The organism is Pseudomonas sp. B14(2017) (genome assembly GCF_002113255.1).
GTDB classification, from domain to species: Bacteria; Pseudomonadota; Gammaproteobacteria; order Pseudomonadales; family Pseudomonadaceae; genus Aquipseudomonas; species Aquipseudomonas putida_Z.
This window is the reverse complement of record NZ_NEJY01000013.1, coordinates 49,810-69,478: the sequence shown is the minus strand read 5'-3', so window position 1 is coordinate 69,478 and position 19,669 is coordinate 49,810. Positions and strand designations below refer to the sequence as shown.

Below are 19,669 nucleotides of genomic sequence, written 5' to 3'. Positions count from 1 at the left end.
ACGGCAGGAGGGAAGATAGGGCGAGGCTCAACGCTCTGGCTCAACCAGCACCGGGCTGATGCGCCGCGGCATCGCCACTTTCAGCAGCCACAAGCCGACCAGTAGGATAAGCCCGCCACCGGCCAGGGCCATCAGGCGCTGCGGTTGAGGGTGTTCGGCATCGAACCCCAACATCAGCAGGTAACCGCCCAGGCTGATCAGGCTGAGGTAGAGAAACGCCCCCAACACGACCACCAGCACGAACAACAGTCGCCAGAACAGCCGTGGGCGTACGATACGCTCGGAAGTACCGGACTGATTCATCACCGCACTCTTGGATCCAATAAAGGGGCAACAGTGGCGTAATGACAGCAAGGTGTCAATTGCCCAATCGATCGACCCTTCATTCTGTTGATCATAGGTGCTGTGGTTGACTCAACTATAACAATGGGTTATAAAGCGCGCTTGATTGCGAAGCCCTTCTGCTTAGAAGCGAGCTGGTCGTTACGACCCCTTCAAGCGTGCGAGTGTGGTGGAATTGGTATACACAGCAGACTTAAAATCTGTCGGCGTGAGCCTTGCGGGTTCGAGTCCCGCCACTCGCACCAAATTCTTTGCGAAGGCGCCCTTGCGGCGCCTTTTTGCTGCCCGCCAGCAATCCTTTGCGCAGCTGCTAGAGTGGAGCTTGTCCCCGTCCACTGGAACGCCGCCATGCGCTACTCCCTGTTCGATGGTCAACGCGACATCATTATCCTGATTGCCCGTGTGCTGCTGATGATCCTGTTCGTCTTGTCTGGCTGGGGCAAGCTGACCGGGTTCGAAGGCACGGTCGGCTACATGACTTCACTGGGCGCCCCTGCCCCCATGCTGGCAGCGGCAGTTGCCGTGCTCATGGAGTTCGTTGTCGGCATCCTGCTGATCCTCGGTTTCTACACCCGGCCGCTGGCCTTCCTGCTGGCGCTGTTCGTGCTGGGCACGGCGCTGCTGGGCCACCCGTTCTGGAGCATGGTCGACCCTGAGCGCAGCGCCAACATGACCCAGTTCCTGAAAAACCTCAGCATCATGGGCGGCCTGCTGATGCTGGCAGTGAGCGGCCCTGGGCGTTTTTCGGTAGACGGGCGCTGAGTCAGTCGTCTTCGCAGTCGTCGAACCAGGCTGGGTGATCGCGCTCCTCGTCATCGAGGTCATCCAGCGTTTCCTCGTCTTCCTCAACCTCGTCCTCGGCGCCCTGGGCATCCGCTTCAGGCTCCAAATCGTCGTAGAGGAATTCGTGGTCAAGCAGGTGATCGTGCTCGGGTTCGTGCAGGTCGTCTTCGTCGTGCATGCTGGCTCCTGGGCTGGTGGCAGGCCTGTATAGGCTGATCGGCTGCGCAGGTCAATGCGTTACCGCTTAATGCTCGGTTAACCGGCCGGGTCCACTCTGCAGGCTCTCCCTTCAAACGTTGCTTGCCCGCCTTCCATGGCGGGCTTTTTTATCCCCTGGGTTTTCCCTTCGTCCAGCCTTGGCAAATCACAGTGAACTGCGCCCATGCTGGCCAGGCTCGCAAATGATGCAGGTCCTGTCGTTTTTCAAGGAGAAAGCCCATGGCTGTGTATATCGACAACCTCATCATCACCACTCCCGTGCCGAAGTCCGCGACCAACCCGGTGGCGCTGGAGTTGACCGGCGCCCAGGCGCTGGCGACCCTGCCCGAAGTCATCGCCCGCCTGAGCGACGGCTCGATCCGCATGACCGCCCCTACCAAGGGCGCCTCCAGCAAAAGCACCCACCGCACCCGCTGTGAGTGGAAGGAGCCCACATACTGGGCACTGAACAGCGGCGCCCAACACCGCAATCACCAGACCATGACACTGCAGAAAGTGAACTTTGCGCAAAAAGTGGTGATTGCCCAGATGCACGTCAAAGACGACGACAACCCGCCCATCAAGGTGTTCTGGAACAAGGGCAAGATCACCGTGGGCTTCCGGACCGACTTCAACCAGACGGCCACAAGCAGCAGCACGGTGCTGGCCGACGTACCGCTCGGTGCCCGTTTCGATGTGAGCATCGACGTGACGAACAACGGCGCCTGCACGGTCAGTGCAAGCTGCAACGGCCGTATTGGCAGCACATCGCCTCTGCAACTGGGTGCGACCTGGGCAACGCGCACGCTCAACTTCCATGGTGGGGTATACAACCAGGTGGACTACACCGACGACACGCCTGCCGAGGACGGCTCGGTGTGCGTCATCAGCCAACTGGAACTGAGCCATGCATGACATGCTCATGACCTGACCTTCACGAAATACTGACATCCGGGTGGGCACACTGGCCCTGCTCCGTATGTTCTTGCAGCCCGCCGCATTATTGCCGCGGGCTTTTCTTTTTGTGGCGAGCCTTACGCAGAACCCTGCAGGGCCCTGCTGCGTACAAGCCTCCCACCCCAGACCATGACCTGAAGCAGTTTTGCCCCACCCGGCAAGGGCTATGCTAACCCGGCGATAACCCAAGCTCATTCGGATAGACACGGAGGCTCCTATGAAAGCTGCTGTTGTTGCACCAGGCCGTCGCGTGGATGTGGTGGAGAAAACCCTGCGCCCCCTCGAGCACGGTGAAGCGCTGCTGAAGATGCAATGCTGCGGTGTGTGCCACACCGACCTGCATGTGAAAAATGGCGACTTCGGTGACAAGACCGGTGTGGTGCTAGGCCACGAAGGCATCGGCGTGGTCCAGGCAGTAGGGCCAGGCGTCACCTCGCTCAAACCGGGCGACCGCGCCAGCGTGGCTTGGTTCTACCAGGGCTGCGGGCATTGCGAGTATTGCAACAGCGGCAACGAAACCCTGTGCCGCGAAGTGAAGAACTCCGGCTACACCGTGGACGGCGGCATGGCCGAAGCCTGCATCGTCAAGGCCGACTACTCGGTAAAAGTGCCCGACGGGCTCGACTCCGCTGCCGCCAGCAGCATTACCTGCGCCGGCGTGACCACCTACAAGGCGGTGAAGATCTCCAACATCCGCCCTGGCCAATGGATCGCCATCTACGGCCTCGGCGGCCTGGGCAACCTTGCCCTGCAATACGCCAAGAACGTCTTCAACGCCAAAGTGATCGCCATCGACGTCAACGAAGAGCAACTGCGCTTCGCCAGCGAGATGGGCGCCGACCTGGTCATCAACTCACGCACCGAGGATGCCGCCAAGGTCATCCAGGCCAAGACCGGTGGCGCCCATGCCGCCGTGGTTACCGCCGTTGCCAAGGCTGCCTTCAACTCGGCCGTTGATGCCCTGCGTGCGGGTGGCCGCCTGGTTGCGGTCGGCCTGCCGTCGGAAGCGATGAACCTGAACATTCCTCGGCTGGTGCTGGACGGTATCGAAGTGATCGGCTCGCTGGTCGGTACCCGCCAGGACCTGCAGGAAGCTTTCCAGTTTGCGGCGGAAGGGAAAGTGGTGCCGAAGGTGACCCTGCGGCCGATCGAGGATATCAACCAGATCTTCGATGAGATGCTGGACGGCAAGATCAAAGGGCGAATGGTGATTCAGTTCGCGGGGTGATGGCCCATGTGCGCTGGCTGTTGGTGCAGCGCACGCTACCCTGCTGCATTCGAGCGCGGGCGGTCAGAGATGGCTTCCGCCCCTTGTAAAGCGAACCAATGGGTGCGCCTTGGGCTCTGGTTTCGGGTAAGCGCTATGCTTCATATACGGTTTTATCCAAGTCGTGGTTTGTAGTTGCTTCGCAAGCCGCAAACTGGCTAGCACATCGAGGTCAATGTATGGGCATCCGCAGCTTGGCGAAAAACCTGCCACCCGATCCGGACAATGACGGCTGGGTGCTTGGATGGGGCGTGCTGAGAGACCGGCATCCCTGGCATTTCGTCGATGTTTATGCCGACCAGAAGACTGCCAGGGCCGAGGCGGAGCGCCGCGGGGTTGGCTATGTTGTGGAGTTCGGCTCGCACCGCCTGGGATCGGATGAATTCGTTTGCGGGATATCCCCGCCTGAAGGCTAGCGTTTGAATGGACGGAGCGGCGGGCGATGGATCCTGCGGCCGTAGGCGACAGACAGCTATCGACCCAAAGCGCACATCTGTAACCGGGGCCGCTTCGCAGCCCATCGCCGGCAAGCGCGGCTCCCACAAGTACAGCGCATGCCTGAAGGCTGGTGATATTCCTGTGGGAGCCGGCTTGCCGGCGATGAGGCCTGCACTGACTACAGAGCTTTGGATCAGTGTCCGCTTTGGGTCGAAAGCAGCCTTTCAGCAAAGGCATGAAACCAACAACTTTGATAGTTCTGACTAGTCGACGAGGCCGACATGCCCTGGCCGGCGTTACCCCTTGGTCAGATCAACCAATGGCGTCTGCCGCACCTCGGTTTCGCGCCCTCCTTGTATCTGGCCAACCTGCTTCAAGGCCTTGTCCACTGCCACCTTGTCCGCCAACAAGCTGTAGCTGATGTGGAACTGCCTGTGTTCCTTCGGTCCGATTGTCGGCACCAGGTTCAGTGGCCGCTGGTAACGGCGGTTGTAGGAAAAACTCGTTCCCGGCTCGAGCCCGGTCACATAACCCTGGCCTTGGGTATCGGTATTTTTCCACAGTGAAAATACAGGCAATGTCCGAGTATTGAAGCCGACCGAAACGCCCAGACTGCCAGCCTTGTCATGCAACACGGCCAACGTATTGCCCTGGTCATCGGCATACGGCACCACGTTATAAACCGTTTCGTCATAGTCCTTGGTGGGCGCTCGGTAGGTTTGCCAATCGGCCAGATCTTCCCTTGCCTTGTCGTTGAACGGCGACACCTGTTTCACTGGCGCGGCGAACCGAGCGCCCTGCTCCAGAAACGGGGTGCTGAAGTTACTGTGATACAGCGCCTGGTATTCCTTCGGATAATCGCCGTTGTTGGTCAGGGTGTCGTTGAGGACAAACATCACGCTGCCCGGTTCGGTGACCAATTCAGTCACGACGGAGAAGTCGACCTTCTTGAACGCCTGCTCTTTCAGTTCGCCACGCAGGCTGATGGCGTATGGTGGTTTCTCATCGATGTGCAGGGTGACTTTGTTCGCAGGTATGTTGGCGGCCCGACCGTGCAGGGTCAGCAACTCGCCATTGTCGACGCCGGGGTGGCCGACCCATTCGTAACCGCAGCGGGCGACCAGTTCGTTGAAGCCCTCCAGCCAGCCCAGGCCATTGCGCCCATTGAGTTCGATGAAGGACGGGTTGACCACTTCCTTGACCGGCGAATCCCAGCCCATGCGCACATTGCCGACCGACGCCTGCAAAACGTTCATTCCGCGGGTCGGCACTACTGAAAGTTTCATCGTACCGTTATCGATGTCGACGATGCTGACACCCTCTTGCCGGCCTCCGTGCAAGGTGCGCAAGGTAACGCTGAAGGGCTTGTCGGTTTTTACGCCAAGTTGCTGGCTGGTGATCTGCCAGTTCTGGGCGGCTTTATCGGTGTCGAGCAGAACGTAATCCCAGGCCATGGTGTGGGAGGCTGCGGACAGGGCGCCGAGAGCAACGAAGAATTTGAGGAGGGGCATGACAGGTTGCCTTTCTTGGAGTTGTTCCCCTTTATAGACACGAAGAAACGTTTCAGCAAGCTAGCCTAGCGATGCTTTCGATTGGCACAGGTTTCTTTAGCTAGTTTCAGGGAGTAGCCTCGGCCCAGTGAATCTTTCGAGCCCGATCAGGTTATCAACCTTGTGAAAGCATCAGAGAGACAGAACAATTGCCGAACTCGATAGAATCTTGATTGCCATGCCAGACGGTTTCCCTGATTTGCCCTCGCTGAACGCGTTGCGTGTTTTTGAAGTGGTGGCTCGCCGCTTGAACTTCCGTGTGGCTGCCGAGGAACTGGGCGTGACCCAGGCGGCAGTTGCCCAGCAGATACGTGGGCTGGAGGCGAGCCTGGATCTGCGTTTGTTTGAACGCCTGCCCCGTGGCTTGGCGTTGACTGATGCGGGCCTGGGCTACAGCGGAAGCATTCGCAGTGCACTGGCCATGATCGACGAGGCAACACGCCTGCTTCGGCCACAGACTTCTCACTTGACAGTCAGCGTTACACCTACCTTCGCCTCGAAATGGCTGATTCCCAGGCTGGGCAATTTTGCGCAGAGCCACCCAGACATCGACTTGCGTGTGCTGGCAACCGACCGGCTGTCGCACTTCAGCACCGATGGTGTGGATATCGCTGTCCGCTATGGCAAGCCCGAGTTCGGAGCAGGTTTGAATAGCGAGCTGCTGATGGAGCAGCGAATCGTTGCGGTGGCCAGCCCAAGGCTGTTCGAAGGCAGCGAAATACCTGCCAGCTTTGCGCAGTTGCAGGACTTCGTCATGTTGCACGATGCCCATAATTTCTGGCCTCAGTTCCTTGCAGAGCTGTTCCCGCATCACCTGCAACCCACCGCCAGAAATCTGCGCTTCAATCAGACCTCATTGGCCATTGAAGCGGCAATCAGCGGCCAGGGCATTGCCTTGGCCAGCCCTGCATTCGTCGGTGATGACATTGCCGCAGGCCGACTGATGCAGGTTTTTACCCAGCAACTCAGGGTCGACAAGTCGTTTTATCTGGTCTGGCCACGCAAGATGAAACAGCCGGACTCATTGAGCGTCGTCCAACACTGGCTCAAGCAACAAGCTGTCGATAGTTAATCTATCGCAATAGTGAAGTTTAGCTGTCTCCCTCGCCAATAGGCCTGCTGCTAAGGTGAATGCACCTGAAAAATCCACACTGAGAGATTGGAGGCAGCATGTCAGTAGAAAAAGTTGCGATTATCACGGCAGGTGGCAGCGGCATGGGCGCAGCGGCAGCACGACGCCTGGCCGCCGACGGCTTCAAGGTTGGGATTCTCTCCTCGTCGGGCAAGGGCGAGGCGTTGGCTGCCGAACTCGGCGGTATTGGTGTAACCGGTAGCAACCAGTCGGTTGAAGACCTGCAACGCCTGGTCGACGCTGTCGTGGAGAAGTGGGGCCGTATCGATGTGCTGGTCAATAGCGCCGGCCATGGTCCACGCGCGCCAATCCTGGAAATCAGCGACGAGGATTGGCACAAGGGCATGGATACTTACCTGCTCAATGTCATTCGCCCGACTCGCCTGGTGACGCCTTACATGCAGCGTCAGAAGAGCGGAGTGATCATCAACATCTCCACTGCCTGGGCGTTCGAACCCAGCGAGCTGTTCCCGACTTCTGCTGTATTCCGCTCGGGCCTTGCCGCGTTCACCAAGATCTTCGCCGACAATTTCGCCGGCGATAACGTGCGCATCAACAACGTCCTCCCTGGCTGGATCGACAGCTTGCCGAGCACCGAGCAACGCCGCGACAGCGTGCCGCTCAAGCGCTACGGCACCAGCGAAGAAATCGCTGCGACCATTGCGTTCCTTGCTAGCGAAGGCGCGGCCTACATCACCGGGCAGAACATCAGGGTCGATGGCGGCGTAACACGCAGCATTTGATCGTCCGTGGCCGCAGTATTGCTGCGGCCCTCGTTTCATGGAACATGGTTTTTTCATGCTGGACGATCTGTTTCAGACCATATGGGCGCGGCTGATCAAGGGTTCGCTGATAGGGATGCCATGGGACGATAGCGTCCGGCATCGTTCCCCTCCTCTAGCGCAATACTGAACAGCTCTGCCAAAAGAAAAGGCACCCGCAGGTGCCCTCTCGATACCGTTTACGGAATGAATCGAGTGCCACAAGCGTGGCACATCCAAGTGCGGCGCCACTCTTCCAATTTGTCGTACTGTGCGACGTTGAATTTCCAGTGGCGAACGAATCCAATTACACCGACGGTGATAAATATCGCGCCTATGAAGAACCTGGTCCAATCAACGCCCCAGAACGTGTTCATAAGCTTGAGGCCATCGTACAAGATGATTGCGCCAACCCCTGTAAGGATGACCGGGCCAAGCAAGCGCTTACCTGGAGGTGGACCGACGCTTGCCGCCAAATTGGTCTGATGCCGACCTGAAGTTTCAACGGTCACGCTTGGTCCGAATCCGGATTGGGATTGCGCTTGGTGGGTTGCTTGTATGTGAGAAGTGCCAGCAGCATGGATGATAGACAGAAGCTGGACGTTTTGACCTTGGCATTGCGGGCAGCAGATTGCGTTATTGCTCACCACGTATTCATTCCTTTGAGGGGTGCAAGGCGAGCATTCTAAGGCAATTGCTTACATCAGCGCACTAGGCGACTTCATCCGAACGCTATTCACGACCTACCAGGCCCACAACCAACCCGACCCTCCATCCCATCTGTGTGCCTGCAGTTTCGGAACTCGTAGTTTTTTTCAACCCACAAATAAAAACCCCGCAGACGTTAATCTGCGGGGCTTTCGAATGGTGGAGGCCGAGGTCGGAATCGAACCGGCGTAGACGGATTTGCAATCCGCCCTGCATTTCCTTGAATTTCAGTAGCTTACGCGATTATCAGTTCCGCATAGAATCATTTCTAGCTTCGCTGCAGCCCTTTAAAATCAAGGGGCATAGCAGGAGTTGCGGAACTGTTTTTCGCGCCTAGTCAGCGGTTTTCAAGACCGTGTGATAACCCCCCAATTCATGCATCCTGCAAGGCAAAATCGATTCCAAAACAAAGACGAAACGGCACGGCTATAGGCCGCATACTGCAAGGGTCGCCATTTCAGTTTTGGAATCGATTTTCGCACTCCTCCGGCGCTCTGCCGACCTACTCCCAACCCCTCTCGGATTCATCAAGGGCCCACAGCCTGGCCGACTCGACGATCTCCAGCATGTCGACCAGGTCGCCGTCATCGACCTCTCGCCGCCGGCGTGCGGCATACGCCATCTCATCGAGCACTGCCGCGCGTCCATCAGGATCAGCCACCAGGGCAGCCTGGTCGTTCAGTTCGGCCAACCAGGCCTGCGGAAGCTCAGTTGCCATAGTCGCCCACCGCCCGGCACCACCACGACTGGGCGTAAAGGGCACCGTCGATTTCCTCAACCCCGTTGATGTTGATCCCAAGCTGAGCCATGCCATTGAGCTTGGCGTCGTGCAGCCGGGGAATGATGTCAGGCCCGGGCGACGGGTTGAACACCCAGGCCTGGGTCGATACCCGGCCCAGCGGCTCACTGTGGTGGTCACCGATGTGGATGTCGGCCCGCAGGGGCTGGACCTTCCTCAGCTGATCGGAAGGTATGGCCACACCATTCACGCGGCGGCGAACGAGGAGGAAGTACATGCTGCACCGAATACTGTATATGGATACAGTATTTCAGCATCAGGCAAAGCACCCGCGCCAGTACCGCTCGGCGGACTATGCTCATTTGCTCAGGCAGGAGGTCGACGCATGTGGCCCAATTAGTGAACCGGGCCAGCAGGGCCGCCTAACGCTTTGAGCTGGTAGTCGGTGACCGCCTGGAACTGCGACTCAGCGATCAGGCGCAACCGCTCGACTTCATCAGCTGGCCTGCCAGCACCCTGGGCCTCGTGATAACGCCTCATGGCGTCCACGGCGTCGGTGTACATGGGATGGTCAGGGTAAAGGATCGGCGGCTTACACTTCATCGGGTTCCATCCTGAGGAGGCCATCACTGAATGGTAGCCGGTGCCCGCCCTGCTTGGATTAACTGGTAATCGATAACCGCTTGGTATAGCGAATCCGCCAATAGGCGTAGGCGCTCGATCTCTTCAGGCGGCGCGTTGCGATCCTGGGCTTGGTGGTACTCCCGCATGGCGTCGATGGCCTGCTGGATCAGCGGCTCGCCGGCCTCGACCATACCAATGAAGGTGCGCTTGTCCATTACCCTGCTCCGTCGCGATAGACCTCCCATTATAGGCAGGCGCTACGGAGCCTTCGTGCGGTCAACCACCGCCTCACAGGCCAGCCCAGCTATTCGGCTTCGCTCAAGCGCTGCTGCGCAGCTGCCCGCCATTCGGTCAGACTCTTCAAGCAATCCCCCGAGCACCACGATGGTAGAGGTTCCTGCCTGGCGCTGCTGGGCAGAGATGGTATCGCAGGTGGCTCGGTGGCCATCCCGCAGTCTGGCGATTTCCCCGCGCAGCCCATCAGCAGCAGACTCAGCGCCAGCGGCGCGGCCTTGGGCCAGTTCCAGTTGTTGTCGTGCACTCTCACCCTCCTCGTCCGCCACGGCTTGCCGGCGTTGTTCTTCGGTTCTGGCCCGGGCGGCGACGCGCCGGTCGCGTTCGGCCACCTCCAAGCGGTAGTCGGCAAGTTCGCCGCGGGCAAATGCAGCGTCCCCCTTGGCGACAAAAACCCGGTACTGCTGCCCACCGGCGACCAGCACTAGGGCGATCAGCCACCAGCACCAGGCTGGTACCGCGCTGAGCAAGTTCATGCGAACGCCCCGCCCAGCTTCTGCCACTGAGCCAGCAGCTTTTCCAGGCGGTGCGGATTTTGGCCGTAGCTGTTGCCGGGCAGCGATGCCCAGATGTTCGAACACTTGCCAATCGCCTGCTCAATGCGGCCTGCCTTGATGTCGTCCAGGGCCTTGCGCTCGCGGATCTGCTGCAGCGCGATGCGGTCCTGGTTCTCCGGCGTGAATCCGCCCGCCAAGCGAAGGCTAACCCTGTACGCATCCCAATAACGCTCGAGCAGTTGGTACCGGCCGGCAGCGGTGCTGGTCACCGGCTTTCCGTTGATGGGGAAGGTCAGCTTGCGCCGCGGGTGATCGGCGTAGCTCTGGAACAGGCTGCCGCCATACAGCACGTTAAAGCCGTCGTCGCTGCCCTTGACGGTCGAGGTACCCTCGGAAAAGGCGATCAGGTCCAGGAAGCAGAGCACACTGGCGCCGCCGGCTTGGGCCTCAGTAAGTCGAGCCATGGTTTTCTCCCAGCGAAATGCCCGGATTGCGGGTCTAGAGCGGATGCACAAAACTGCGCTCCCACTATGGATTTTGATTACGGTGACCAAAGAATTGGGAAAACCCAGGTGATGCGAATACAATCGCGCGGTCTAATGGAAGGCTGAGCGATGAACGAACGTTACTTACATCTTGATGGGCTACGCGGATTGGCGGCGCTAGCTGTAGTTTTCTGCCACTTCGTACAGCTATACCTCCCTGCTGCCTTTTCCCGAACAGCACCTGACCACTTCGGTGAGTCGCTGATATCAGCATCGCCGCTCAACCTGATATTCAACGGCAACTTTGCGGTAGCAATATTTTTCGTCCTAAGTGGCTTTGTTCTTGCCGCACCGTTTTTCAACAACAGAAAACCAACATGGTATTTGAAGGCAGCAATCAAGAGATATCCTAGACTAGCAATACCAGCTCTGGCATCCACATTACTACCCTGCCTCATCTACATTGCATTCGGCTCAAATTTTTCAGCCACAACGGAATTTTCTGGATACACAAAAAAAGAATATTTCTCTGGTTTCGACAGCATTACGACAGCAGTATGGCAAGGGCTAATCGGAACGTTTCTATTTGCTGAGCAAGACTACAATCGAGTCCTTTGGACAATTCGCACTGAACTCATAGGTTCATTTGGTGTATTCGCCCTCCTACCAATCCTTGGTAGGTACCGAGCGAGAGTCATTGTCTATGCAGCTCTCGTAGTCATCCTGAAAGACTCCTATCTACTCGGATTTGTACTGGGCACATTAGCAGCAGATCTGGTCATTGGATGTCGAGCCGTTATGAATCGAACGCCTTCGATTATCGCTCTTACAGCCGGCCTCTATTTGGGAGCATTCCCATATGTTGGTCAGGACCTATTAATATGGCGCCCAATCTCCTCAATCCCGCTAAATAATATTTTTACGCTCTCTCATATCGTAGGAGCTTTCTTTTGCATCATTGGCCTTCTTGGACTCCCATCACTTCAACGCTTATTAACAGCTAGACCCTGCGCCTTCCTCGGAAGAATTTCTTATTCAATGTATCTAATCCACTTCACTATTATCGGATTTCTTGGGTCATTTATCATAATCAACCTTTCATCACTTGGTTATGGCACATCACTAATTGTAGCCATGACCTTCCTGCTCCCTGTAATAATCGGAGCATCCTATGTATTCACCATACTGGTAGATGAACCATCGATACGACTCAGCAACTACCTTTCCAAGGCACTAACACACCAGGTAAACGCACTGTCACCAACATCATAGGAAGCATTGCAAATACAAAATCAGAGCAAGCCTACATCCACCGTCTTGAGCGGCTTCGTTTGTTTATTCTTCTTGCCTTTGGCGGTGGCCTTGCCCTTCTTGCCGCCGTTGCATCCGACGGTGGTGGTCCAGCCAGAGGCGGTAAACACCTGCTCCACGCTGTCCACCAGGTATTCACCATCGAGCCCGTTCTTGAAGCCCTGGGCGCTGATGGTCCGTTCAGCAAACAGATCGGTACGCCCGAACATTTCCAGGCGCACGGCGGCGGTGCTGCGGTTGAACGCGGCCAACCGCGCCTTGGCTGCCTGCTCGGCGGCGCTCTTGTTGGGGTAGATATGGCGGTCGGTGTGCACGCCCGGCAAGCCGGTCGGGGCGTCGTCATTGCCCAGCTCCACCACGTTCAACCTGCCGGTGGCCTTGTCTTGGTGCTGGGTCTTCACCGCCTTCTGCGTGCCGCGGTCGCCCAGGCGGAACGAATAGCGGCTCACATCGGCGCGGCTGATGCTGACGGTACCGATTGCCTTGCCGCTCGTGCTCTGCCCACCCTCGCGCGGCAGCACCACCAGCTTGCCGCTGGCCACCTTGGCGGTGCAGTCGTACTGCTTGGCCAGGCGTGTTATGAAATTGAAGTCGGATTCGTTGCGCTGGTCGACGCGCGGCACCTTGGTTTGCACCGTACAGCCCGCCTCCCAACCATTGCGGGCAGCAACGTCACTGACGATCTTGACCAGCGCCACATCCTCCCAGCTGCCGCTGCGGGTGGTCTTGCCACTGCCGCGCATGTCGCTGGCCTTGCCGCGCAACGTGATGGTGTCCGGCGGGCCGGTAACCTCAACCTCGTCCACGGTGTAACTGCCCAGGCGCGCCATGGCCTGCGCGCTGTAGCCTAGAAAGACCTCGATCTTTGCCCCGCGCGAGGGCAACGTGACGGCCTGGGCGCGGTCGTCAATGCGCAGCTCGAACTCGTCCGACTCCATGCCGGGCTTGTCCGAGATGCGCAGCAACAACAGGCGGTCATTGATCAGCGCGGTAATGTCCTTTCCATCCGCGACGATTTGAAACATGGGCTTCATGGGGTTGCTCCAGAAAAGAAAAACCCCGCACAGGGCGGGGGTCGTTACGCGTAACGCGGGATCAATCCCACAAGGTGACTTGCTCGGTCTCGGCCGCTGCCAGGTCCGGCAGGTAGATCAGCACGCCGGCGCGGTACGGCTGCGCCTCCTCGGCCAGGCCCTGATTGGCCTGCAACACAGCCTCAACGGTACCCACCAGGGTGCCGTAGTAGGCGTGGCACAGACTGTCGAGCAGGTCGCCCTCAGACGTTCTGCATGTCATTGCCATAGGCGACAAACTCCAAGTTAAAGCCCTGCTTGCGCGGGATGCCGCCGGCGAGCAGCGCCCCCTGTTCCTCGTCAACGCTCAATAGGCACCAGGTACCCAGCACCTCACCGTAACCCGTGGTCAGGGTCAGTGGCTGCAGGCGCCGGCCGATGCTGCGCAACTCGTTCAACTGGCCGATGCCGCCCCGGAATAGCGGGAAGATCGCGCCCTTGATCGTCAGCTTGTCCTCACCCTGCCCCACCGCCTGCTGCGCAATCTCACGCGTCAGGCGCTCCTGCCCGGCCCAGCGGAACGCGGTCTTGCGCGTCAGCTCGTCAAACGCGGCCGTGTCCAGGTTGAAGTAATAGGGCTTAAGTTTCGGGTCTTGCGGCTGGATGATCAGCAGGTGCGGGAACGGCTTCACCGCTTCGGCCGCCGGCGTCATGTCGGCGCCAAGCGCACTGCTCGGAAAGATATTGCCCAGGCTTGGACTGAGCTTCCCGGCCATGCGATTGATCGCCGCCCCTGCCTTGGCCGCCTGCTCCTTGAGCGTACCCAGGCGCTGCTGCACCTGCGAGGCCGCCGAAACGGCCTGGTTGTACTTTGCCGCCACCTGCCCCACCGCGGACTGGGCTGCGTTGATCTGCCGCATAGTGCGCTGCAGCTTTTCGCCCACCATCGGGCCAACGATCGGCAGGCTTTCCAGCTCCGAGGCGGCGCCCGTCATGTCACGGACGGCCCCATTCAGCGGACCCAGCATGCCGTCGAGGCTGGTACGGCCGGCTTGGCCAGCCGCCACCAGCGACGACAGCGTCGAGCCCATCAGCTCCATGTAAGCCATGGCACCTCCTTAAGCGACATCCGCCGCATCAAACAAGCTGACCGAGGCTTGGCGGGACGCCACCTCGCGCTGGAACCCTTCAAACATCACGCGCAGCGCCTGCTCGGCTTCGCGCACGATCTGGTTGGGGTCTTTCACATCACCATGCACGGTAATGGGCATAGTCGGCGCGAAGGTAAACGACTGGTCGACCTTCGCCGGCTCGGGCTTGGCCTTCTCGACGGCCTTGGTCGCCGCCGGGAGGGCCGCCGCCGGCTGCGCCGAGGCCACCAGCGAGCGCACCACATCGCCCATGGCGCCAGGCTCACCGCCACCCTTGACCACCTGCGAAACCACCGGGGCAATCGAGGGCGGCAGCTGCGGCACCTTCTGCAGCTCGCGCACAGCCATGCCGAGCGCCTGGGTCTGATCCATCGGCGGCGGCTCAGGGCGTGGCTTGGTGGACTTAGCATCAAGCGTCAAGGTCGAGGCGAAGTCCTCGCCCAGGCCCGCGCCGGTACCACCGAACCCGCCAACCCCGTCGAACAGGTCGCGCTGGGCGAACTTCGGCATCTTGGCATAGGCCTGCTCGACCTCGGCGTCAGTCATCTGGTCGACCGGCTTGGACGGCGCGGCCGGCCGGGTGGTGACCGCCGCCGGCACAGGCATGGCGGCCACCGGGGCCAGTTCCTTGACCACCGGTGCCGGCATGGCCGCCGCAACCGGCGGCGCCGATACAGGGGCCGATTCCTTTGCCACCGGCGCAGGCGCTGCGCCAGCCGGCGGCACTGAAGTCAGGCCATTGACCACCGGTGCCGGCATCGCAGCCGCAACCGGCAGGGCCGGCACAGGGGCCGATTCCTTGGCCGGCGGCGCCGGTGTATCCTGCACCTCGCCCTGCTGCGCCGCTGGCTCAGCGCTTGCGGCCTGGTCCAACTCAGGCTGTTCCTCACCGAACCATTGCTTGCCCAGCCAGCCGCCGACGGACTCCCCGCCGAGGCCACCGAGGGCTGCACCAATGGCGCCACCCACAGCGGTACCAATGATCGGCACAACCGAGCCAATCGCCGCACCAGCGGCCGCGCCCGCCATGGCGCCGGCCATGCCGCCCGCCACACCGCCGTAACCCTCGGCCTTTTCGTCCTGGGTTTCGGCGTTCAACGCCACATCGAGCGCGCCCGGTACCGCATCGATCAGCTTGCCACCCGGCAGCTTGCCGGCGGCCCGGGTGATGCCGCGCACGCTGCGCACCATCCGGCCCAGGCTATTCGCCTCGCCGGCTACATCCGCCGCGCCAGTGAGCGCCGCCACACCTGTAGCCGGTAGGTGCACCGCCGGCGCCTTGCCCGCCGGTACCGGCACGGCCGGGAGGCTCGCAGGCACCGCCCGCGTCGGCGCAGCATTCGCCGCACCTGGCGCGCGCCCCACATCAGCCATGGTCCCCGCTCGGCGCCGGTGGCGACGACGCGCACGACGGCTTCCAGCCTCTGCAGGGCCCGAATTAGCCACGCTACCGCCGCCCCGGCCGATAGCGTCGGCGTTGACCACAAACACGCGCAGCGGCTCGCTGCCGACGCCTGGGGCCGGGTCATTGCTGGCCGGCGTGCCAAACACCTTGCCCAACACGCCCACGCCGGCATCGAGCACGCGGTTGCCGGTCTTGGGTAGCGCCGCCTCAGCCGGGGCCTCCTCGAGCTTGCCGCCGCGTCGTGCACTCCAGGCGCGGCCGCGCGCAACGTTTAACGCGCCCCGCGCAACCTTGGCACCGCTGCGGACAGCCAGTAACCCGCTGATACCCGCCGCCAACCCTGCCAGCCCCATGATCACCGCCGGAAACTTGTCCGACAGCGTGGTGATGCCCTGGGCAACCGCCGTCAGCCCCTTCGCCGCCATGTCGGTGGCCGGGCGAATGGCATCGCCAATGCTGCGCATGGCATCGTCAACCGCCTGGGCCGTCTCAGCCCACTGCTGGGACGATGTTTCGCGGCGCTCGGCCAGGTTCTTATCCAGAATACCCGTCGCCTTCTGCGAATCGGCTTTCAGGTCGGCATACAGGCCCCGGTTTTGCGCATAGGCGGTCAGCGCCGCCTTGACCTGCATATCAGCAAACAGGTCGCCGGTGCGCAGGGTCTTTTCCAGCGCCTCCAGCGCCGCCCTGGCCTTCTCCGGGTCGACTTCCTTGTCGATGTTGGCCTGGGCCTCTTTCATCTTCTTGGCTTTCACCGGGTCTGTCGCTTCGACGTACTTCATGGCCAGCGCCATGGAGGACTCGATAACGTTCATGCCCTTCTGCAGGCCGGTGTTCAGCGAGGCCTGGTAGTCGATACCTGCATCCTTGTAGGCCTTGACTACATCGCTGGAACCGATTTTCTCCATCCAGTTCTTGAAGTTGTTCGCCGCTTCATCCGAACTGCCGGCAGTCTTCATCTGCACCTGCAGCATGGCGCCCAGGGACGAAACCGAGTCCATGCCGGTGATGCCGTTCTTTTCCATGCCGGCAAGCAATTGCGGGAACCACTTGGCCATGTCGCTGGCCTCGAAGCTGCCCGCCTGGCCCTGGTAGGCGATGGCCTCCAGCGCCTGCTCCATGACCTTGGGATCGGTGATCTTGGCGTTCTGCTGCAGCGCCATGATCATGCTGGCCGTGTCGACGCCCGAGGCGCCCTGGCCGACTGCAAACTTGGCCGCCGTCGGCGCATAGGCCATGGCCTTGTCCAGCTCCATGCCGGCGCCGACCAACTGGTTGATCAGGTCGGCCACATCATTGCGGCCCATGCCCGTATCTTTGGCCGTCTGAATCACGGTGCGGCTGAGCTGCACCTCTTCGGGCTTGTTGACCGCATCGGCCTTGATCGCAATGTCGCGGATGATCGCCTGATAGTCGGCGCTGATCTTGGTCGGCACGGCCGCCAGGCCCACGCCCACTGCGGCCGCTGCCGCGTTGGACTTGAGCCCCGAGCGTCCGGTGTCGATTTGCTGGTGCCCTTTAAGCTGCAGGTCGGCGCCTTTCGCCTCGCGGGCCAGGCGCTGATATTCGCGGCTCAGACGGCCAACCTCGACGCCTTGCTTGCGCAGCGAATCCAGGTTGCCATTGAGTTTGCGCAACAGCTTGTCGGCGCCGGCGGCGCCGGCATCGTGCGCCCGCTTCCACTCGGCCTGCAGCTTCATGGTTTCGCCAATGGTGCTCTTGAGCACCTTGGCCTTGTTGCCCTTCTGCTCGAGCTTGGAAATGCGCCCTTCGACGTTCTTGAACGCGGCGCCGACCGACGATGCGACGGCGCCCCCGATCACCAGGGCTAACTGCATTTTTGCCATCGGTTACCCCCTGCTCAATCCGAGAGCCACCACAGCATGTCCGCGAAGGACATGCCGGATATCTCAGCGGCCGAGAAATTCAGCTCGGCGGCCAGCCGCTTGGCCAGCCGCTTCTGCGTGGCCGCATCAAACGTCGTCGTCTTGCACCAGGCGAAAATACGCGGTCTGCAGGCGGGTGTAGTCCTTGAGGGCCATGCCCTCCAGGTCCTTGGCGCTTACCTCGGCCAGCGAGGCGAACAGGTTCAGCTCGCGCTGCTCGTCATCGTCGCCGGCGCCACGCTGCGCCGCGCGAATGTCGCGCACGGTTGGCGAGCGCAGGCTGATGGCGTCGACGAACACGCTATTGAGTTCGGTGGGCTTGCTCAGCGTTACGGTAACGCGATCAGCCGAAATGGCCAGCCAGGCCGGGGTTTTCTTGGTAGTCATGCGGGTACGTCCTTAAATTCGGGGAAAGGGAATTACAGGCCGAGCGCGGTGCGCTGCTCGGCCAGTTGGTCGACGCCATCAATGACGCGGCGCATGCCCAGCGCATCGATCTCGTAGACAGTGCGGCCGTCGACCTCCAGCTTGTAGTAGGTCAGGCTGGCGTTGTGCTTGATCTCGGCCTTATCGCCGGCCTTCCAGTCACCCATGTCGACTTCTTTGAGGCTACCGCGCAGGGTGACGATCACCGGGTTGATCCGGCCCTTGAGGCCCTTGAAGGCGCCCCGGAATACGCCGTTGAAGGCGGTACCATCGGCCAGGCCAAAGAACTTCAGCGACTCGCGGCGCACACCGGTGGTGGTGAAGCCGGCCTCCATCTTCTCCATGCCCTGATCCATCTCCACCGGCATATCCATACCACCGGGACGGTGCTCCTCCATCTTGAGGGTGAGCTTGGGCAGGGTCAGGCTGGGCACATCGCCCTGGAAGCTGATGCCATCCACGAACAGGTTCAGGTTGGCCAGGGTTTCGGGAATCATTGACATCTAAAACGCTCCTTATGCCGCCGAGTCGAGAACTTCGGTCAGCCATTGATTGGTGATTTCAACGCGGAAATTCGGGTTTTCCGCTGGCGGCACGTCGGTGAAACGGATGTTCCAGTACACCTTGCCCTGCTCCAGCTGGCTGGCGGTGTTCAGCTCGGTGTCCGCGTACACCTCGAAGTTGATGATCGCGCCCTGGTTCTTGAGGTCGCGCATGAACGCCTGCAGGCCCTCGGTCACATCCTTGATGTAAGTCGCGGTGATCGAGCGGTCGACCGCCCACTTGTGGCCGTACAGGATCGCGTCCATGACGATATCCATGGTCCGAACGCGGGTGACAAAGGCCCACTTCGGATCGCTCGACAACGTGCGGTTGCCCCACAGGCGGTAGCCGTCGTCGCGAATGATGGTGGTGATATTGGCGTTGTTCAGCAGGTTGGCCCGGCAGGTCTCGTCGCCGTCCAGGAACTCCACCGAGCGGGTGGTGCCGGTGATGCCGACAAATTCCTTGTTCGACGGCGAGGCCCAGAAACCGTATTCAGCATCGGTCCAGGCGAACAGGCCGGCCACCCAGGCCGACGCCGGGGCATCCACCGTGGCGGAGGCGGTGGTGTCCCAATACTTCACGCCCGGGTCGACCATGAACGCACGCCTGGCGCCGAACTCGGCGGCGTAGGCCTGGGCGGCCTCGTCGGTGGTACCGGGGCCGTCGATGATGGCGAGGCCGCGCAGCTTATCGGCCAGGGCCACCAGCGCGGTGCCGACCGCCTGGGTCGCACTGTGCTTGGGGGTCACCAACAGCCGCGGCTGGGCGTTGAAGCGGCTTTTGCCATCGAGCAGCGCCTGCAGGCCGGTACGGGCACCGCCGGCCAGCACGCCACCGATGATCGCGGAGGTTTGCGCGGCCGCATCCTCCACCTTGGTCACGCCACAGGCGACGATCACCGCCTTGGCGCGGGTGTAGATCGCCTGGCAGGCCTTGGCGATGGCCGAGCCCGCACCAAAGGCTGCGATGGCCTCGCGCTCGCTGGTGATCAGCACCAGCTCGTTCGCTTGGGCGGTGGGGGTGCCATCAGCACCAGGGCCAGGGGTGAAGGTGTCAACCAGACCAATGATCGAGGACGACGGCAAGGCGATGGTGCGCGCGCCGGCGTCGACGTTCGTTACGGTAACGCCGTGAAAGAAATCAGCCATGTTTACTC

Annotated in this window: 23 protein-coding genes and 1 tRNA gene; 8 read left to right on the top strand and 16 right to left on the bottom strand. The window is 60.7% G+C overall.

What is annotated here, in order from left to right:
- Nucleotides 1–27 precede the first annotated feature (27 nt).
- Nucleotides 28–303 carry a hypothetical protein gene (locus tag CAG34_RS15050; protein WP_025339678.1) on the bottom strand — a complete coding sequence of 92 codons (276 nt, stop codon included), beginning with the start codon at nucleotides 301–303 and terminating at the stop codon, nucleotides 28–30.
- Nucleotides 304–502: 199 nt separating this feature from the next.
- Between CAG34_RS15050 and CAG34_RS15045 the strand changes: the two genes are divergently transcribed.
- Nucleotides 503–587, top strand: a tRNA-Leu gene (locus CAG34_RS15045).
- Between the two features lie 103 nt (nucleotides 588–690).
- The gene (locus tag CAG34_RS15040; protein ID WP_025339679.1) at nucleotides 691–1,104 is read left to right on the top strand and encodes a DoxX family protein; all 414 of its coding nucleotides are present in this window, start codon (nucleotides 691–693) and stop codon (nucleotides 1,102–1,104) included.
- Nucleotide 1,105: 1 nt separating this feature from the next.
- Here the strand turns inward: CAG34_RS15040 and CAG34_RS15035 are convergent, their stop codons facing one another.
- Entirely contained in the window at nucleotides 1,106–1,303 is a 198-nt protein-coding gene (locus CAG34_RS15035) for a hypothetical protein (RefSeq protein ID WP_075045622.1), read from the bottom strand.
- Nucleotides 1,304–1,563: 260 nt separating this feature from the next.
- Between CAG34_RS15035 and CAG34_RS15030 the strand changes: the two genes are divergently transcribed.
- The 3 genes from CAG34_RS15030 to CAG34_RS15020 all read left to right on the top strand — a co-directional run bounded on the left by CAG34_RS15030 (nucleotide 1,564) and on the right by CAG34_RS15020 (nucleotide 3,963).
- Complete coding sequence (locus tag CAG34_RS15030; RefSeq protein WP_085590919.1) at nucleotides 1,564–2,238, top strand: polysaccharide lyase family 7 protein; 675 nt, start codon at nucleotides 1,564–1,566, stop codon at nucleotides 2,236–2,238.
- Nucleotides 2,239–2,497: 259 nt separating this feature from the next.
- On the top strand, nucleotides 2,498–3,508 hold the full coding sequence (gene adhP, locus CAG34_RS15025) for an alcohol dehydrogenase AdhP (RefSeq protein ID WP_085590917.1): 1,011 nt from the start codon (nucleotides 2,498–2,500) through the stop codon (nucleotides 3,506–3,508).
- 218 nt (nucleotides 3,509–3,726) lie between these two features.
- Nucleotides 3,727–3,963 carry a hypothetical protein gene (locus tag CAG34_RS15020; RefSeq protein WP_075045625.1) on the top strand — a complete coding sequence of 79 codons (237 nt, stop codon included), beginning with the start codon at nucleotides 3,727–3,729 and terminating at the stop codon, nucleotides 3,961–3,963.
- A 318-nt stretch (nucleotides 3,964–4,281) separates the two neighbouring features.
- Here CAG34_RS15020 and CAG34_RS15015 read toward each other — a convergent pair whose 3' ends face one another.
- Nucleotides 4,282–5,496, bottom strand: a complete 1,215-nt coding sequence (locus tag CAG34_RS15015) for an aldose 1-epimerase family protein (protein WP_085590915.1) — start codon at nucleotides 5,494–5,496, stop codon at nucleotides 4,282–4,284.
- 217 nt (nucleotides 5,497–5,713) lie between these two features.
- On the opposite strand from CAG34_RS15015, the gene CAG34_RS15010 reads away from it, so the two are divergent.
- A complete protein-coding gene (locus tag CAG34_RS15010) occupies nucleotides 5,714–6,607 on the top strand; it encodes a LysR substrate-binding domain-containing protein (protein ID WP_025339684.1) in 894 nt (297 codons plus the stop codon).
- Between the two features lie 98 nt (nucleotides 6,608–6,705).
- A complete protein-coding gene (locus CAG34_RS15005) occupies nucleotides 6,706–7,410 on the top strand; it encodes an SDR family oxidoreductase (protein WP_085590913.1) in 705 nt (234 codons plus the stop codon).
- A gap of 1,228 nt (nucleotides 7,411–8,638) precedes the next feature.
- On the opposite strand, the gene CAG34_RS14995 is transcribed toward CAG34_RS15005, so the two are convergent.
- The 6 genes from CAG34_RS14995 to CAG34_RS14970 form a co-directional block, all read right to left on the bottom strand.
- Entirely contained in the window at nucleotides 8,639–8,854 is a 216-nt protein-coding gene (locus tag CAG34_RS14995; RefSeq protein ID WP_085590911.1) for a hypothetical protein, read from the bottom strand.
- Complete coding sequence (locus CAG34_RS14990) at nucleotides 8,844–9,152, bottom strand: hypothetical protein (protein ID WP_039615083.1); 309 nt, start codon at nucleotides 9,150–9,152, stop codon at nucleotides 8,844–8,846. Before CAG34_RS14990 ends, CAG34_RS14995 begins: the two co-directional genes overlap by 11 nt.
- Nucleotides 9,153–9,271: 119 nt before the next feature.
- The gene (locus CAG34_RS14985; protein ID WP_023662106.1) at nucleotides 9,272–9,478 is read right to left on the bottom strand and encodes a hypothetical protein; all 207 of its coding nucleotides are present in this window, start codon (nucleotides 9,476–9,478) and stop codon (nucleotides 9,272–9,274) included.
- A 23-nt stretch (nucleotides 9,479–9,501) separates the two neighbouring features.
- Nucleotides 9,502–9,714, bottom strand: coding sequence for a hypothetical protein (locus tag CAG34_RS14980; RefSeq protein ID WP_085590909.1), 213 nt, complete (start codon nucleotides 9,712–9,714; stop codon nucleotides 9,502–9,504).
- 42 nt (nucleotides 9,715–9,756) lie between these two features.
- Nucleotides 9,757–10,269 carry a DUF2514 family protein gene (locus CAG34_RS14975; protein ID WP_085590907.1) on the bottom strand — a complete coding sequence of 171 codons (513 nt, stop codon included), beginning with the start codon at nucleotides 10,267–10,269 and terminating at the stop codon, nucleotides 9,757–9,759.
- Nucleotides 10,266–10,754, bottom strand: a complete 489-nt coding sequence (locus CAG34_RS14970) for a glycoside hydrolase family protein (RefSeq protein WP_085590905.1) — start codon at nucleotides 10,752–10,754, stop codon at nucleotides 10,266–10,268. Before CAG34_RS14970 ends, CAG34_RS14975 begins: the two co-directional genes overlap by 4 nt.
- Nucleotides 10,755–10,904: 150 nt before the next feature.
- Here CAG34_RS14970 and CAG34_RS14965 point away from each other — a divergent pair, with 150 nt between their 5' ends.
- Nucleotides 10,905–12,047: an acyltransferase gene (locus tag CAG34_RS14965; RefSeq protein ID WP_085590903.1), complete on the top strand. Its 1,143-nt coding sequence runs from the start codon at nucleotides 10,905–10,907 to the stop codon at nucleotides 12,045–12,047.
- 20 nt (nucleotides 12,048–12,067) lie between these two features.
- On the opposite strand, the gene CAG34_RS14960 is transcribed toward CAG34_RS14965, so the two are convergent.
- The 7 genes from CAG34_RS14960 to CAG34_RS14930 form a co-directional block, all read right to left on the bottom strand.
- Nucleotides 12,068–13,120 carry a phage late control D family protein gene (locus tag CAG34_RS14960; RefSeq protein ID WP_085590901.1) on the bottom strand — a complete coding sequence of 351 codons (1,053 nt, stop codon included), beginning with the start codon at nucleotides 13,118–13,120 and terminating at the stop codon, nucleotides 12,068–12,070.
- A gap of 61 nt (nucleotides 13,121–13,181) precedes the next feature.
- Entirely contained in the window at nucleotides 13,182–13,388 is a 207-nt protein-coding gene (locus CAG34_RS14955) for a tail protein X (protein ID WP_031322913.1), read from the bottom strand.
- Nucleotides 13,363–14,208 (bottom strand): phage tail protein, encoded by an 846-nt coding sequence (locus CAG34_RS14950; protein WP_085590899.1) that lies wholly within the window; start codon nucleotides 14,206–14,208, stop codon nucleotides 13,363–13,365. The genes CAG34_RS14955 and CAG34_RS14950 overlap by 26 nt, the downstream gene beginning before the upstream one ends.
- 9 nt (nucleotides 14,209–14,217) lie before the next feature.
- A complete protein-coding gene (locus CAG34_RS14945) occupies nucleotides 14,218–17,502 on the bottom strand; it encodes a phage tail tape measure protein (protein ID WP_085590897.1) in 3,285 nt (1,094 codons plus the stop codon).
- A 126-nt stretch (nucleotides 17,503–17,628) separates the two neighbouring features.
- Nucleotides 17,629–17,928, bottom strand: coding sequence for a phage tail assembly protein (locus tag CAG34_RS14940; protein ID WP_085590895.1), 300 nt, complete (start codon nucleotides 17,926–17,928; stop codon nucleotides 17,629–17,631).
- Between the two features lie 32 nt (nucleotides 17,929–17,960).
- Complete coding sequence (locus tag CAG34_RS14935; protein WP_085590893.1) at nucleotides 17,961–18,470, bottom strand: phage major tail tube protein; 510 nt, start codon at nucleotides 18,468–18,470, stop codon at nucleotides 17,961–17,963.
- A gap of 12 nt (nucleotides 18,471–18,482) precedes the next feature.
- A complete protein-coding gene (locus CAG34_RS14930; protein WP_085590891.1) occupies nucleotides 18,483–19,661 on the bottom strand; it encodes a phage tail sheath family protein in 1,179 nt (392 codons plus the stop codon).
- Between the last annotated feature and the right edge of the window lie 8 nt (nucleotides 19,662–19,669).

Excerpts from the sequence above, each read along its gene's own strand:
- CAG34_RS15050 (WP_025339678.1), bottom strand. The coding sequence starts at position 303 with ATGAATCAGTCCGGTACTTCCGAGCGTATCGTACGCCCACGGCTGTTC.
- CAG34_RS15015 (WP_085590915.1), bottom strand. The coding sequence starts at position 5,496 with ATGCCCCTCCTCAAATTCTTCGTTGCTCTCGGCGCCCTGTCCGCAGCC.
- CAG34_RS14995 (WP_085590911.1), bottom strand. The coding sequence starts at position 8,854 with ATGGCAACTGAGCTTCCGCAGGCCTGGTTGGCCGAACTGAACGACCAG.
- CAG34_RS14935 (WP_085590893.1), bottom strand. The coding sequence starts at position 18,470 with ATGTCAATGATTCCCGAAACCCTGGCCAACCTGAACCTGTTCGTGGAT.
- CAG34_RS14945 (WP_085590897.1), bottom strand. The coding sequence starts at position 17,502 with ATGGCAAAAATGCAGTTAGCCCTGGTGATCGGGGGCGCCGTCGCATCG.
- CAG34_RS14930 (WP_085590891.1), bottom strand. The coding sequence starts at position 19,661 with ATGGCTGATTTCTTTCACGGCGTTACCGTAACGAACGTCGACGCCGGC.
- CAG34_RS14940 (WP_085590895.1), bottom strand. The coding sequence starts at position 17,928 with ATGACTACCAAGAAAACCCCGGCCTGGCTGGCCATTTCGGCTGATCGC.
- CAG34_RS14950 (WP_085590899.1), bottom strand. The coding sequence starts at position 14,208 with ATGGCTTACATGGAGCTGATGGGCTCGACGCTGTCGTCGCTGGTGGCG.
- CAG34_RS14990 (WP_039615083.1), bottom strand. The coding sequence starts at position 9,152 with ATGTACTTCCTCCTCGTTCGCCGCCGCGTGAATGGTGTGGCCATACCT.
- CAG34_RS15040 (WP_025339679.1), top strand. The coding sequence starts at position 691 with ATGCGCTACTCCCTGTTCGATGGTCAACGCGACATCATTATCCTGATT.
- CAG34_RS15010 (WP_025339684.1), top strand. The coding sequence starts at position 5,714 with ATGCCAGACGGTTTCCCTGATTTGCCCTCGCTGAACGCGTTGCGTGTT.
- CAG34_RS15005 (WP_085590913.1), top strand. The coding sequence starts at position 6,706 with ATGTCAGTAGAAAAAGTTGCGATTATCACGGCAGGTGGCAGCGGCATG.
- CAG34_RS14965 (WP_085590903.1), top strand. The coding sequence starts at position 10,905 with ATGAACGAACGTTACTTACATCTTGATGGGCTACGCGGATTGGCGGCG.
- CAG34_RS15020 (WP_075045625.1), top strand. The coding sequence starts at position 3,727 with ATGGGCATCCGCAGCTTGGCGAAAAACCTGCCACCCGATCCGGACAAT.
- CAG34_RS14960 (WP_085590901.1), bottom strand. The coding sequence starts at position 13,120 with ATGAAGCCCATGTTTCAAATCGTCGCGGATGGAAAGGACATTACCGCG.
- CAG34_RS14975 (WP_085590907.1), bottom strand. The coding sequence starts at position 10,269 with ATGAACTTGCTCAGCGCGGTACCAGCCTGGTGCTGGTGGCTGATCGCC.
- CAG34_RS14980 (WP_085590909.1), bottom strand. The coding sequence starts at position 9,714 with ATGGACAAGCGCACCTTCATTGGTATGGTCGAGGCCGGCGAGCCGCTG.
- CAG34_RS14955 (WP_031322913.1), bottom strand. The coding sequence starts at position 13,388 with ATGGCAATGACATGCAGAACGTCTGAGGGCGACCTGCTCGACAGTCTG.
- CAG34_RS14985 (WP_023662106.1), bottom strand. The coding sequence starts at position 9,478 with ATGAAGTGTAAGCCGCCGATCCTTTACCCTGACCATCCCATGTACACC.
- CAG34_RS15035 (WP_075045622.1), bottom strand. The coding sequence starts at position 1,303 with ATGCACGACGAAGACGACCTGCACGAACCCGAGCACGATCACCTGCTT.
- CAG34_RS14970 (WP_085590905.1), bottom strand. The coding sequence starts at position 10,754 with ATGGCTCGACTTACTGAGGCCCAAGCCGGCGGCGCCAGTGTGCTCTGC.
- CAG34_RS15030 (WP_085590919.1), top strand. The coding sequence starts at position 1,564 with ATGGCTGTGTATATCGACAACCTCATCATCACCACTCCCGTGCCGAAG.
- adhP (WP_085590917.1), top strand. The coding sequence starts at position 2,498 with ATGAAAGCTGCTGTTGTTGCACCAGGCCGTCGCGTGGATGTGGTGGAG.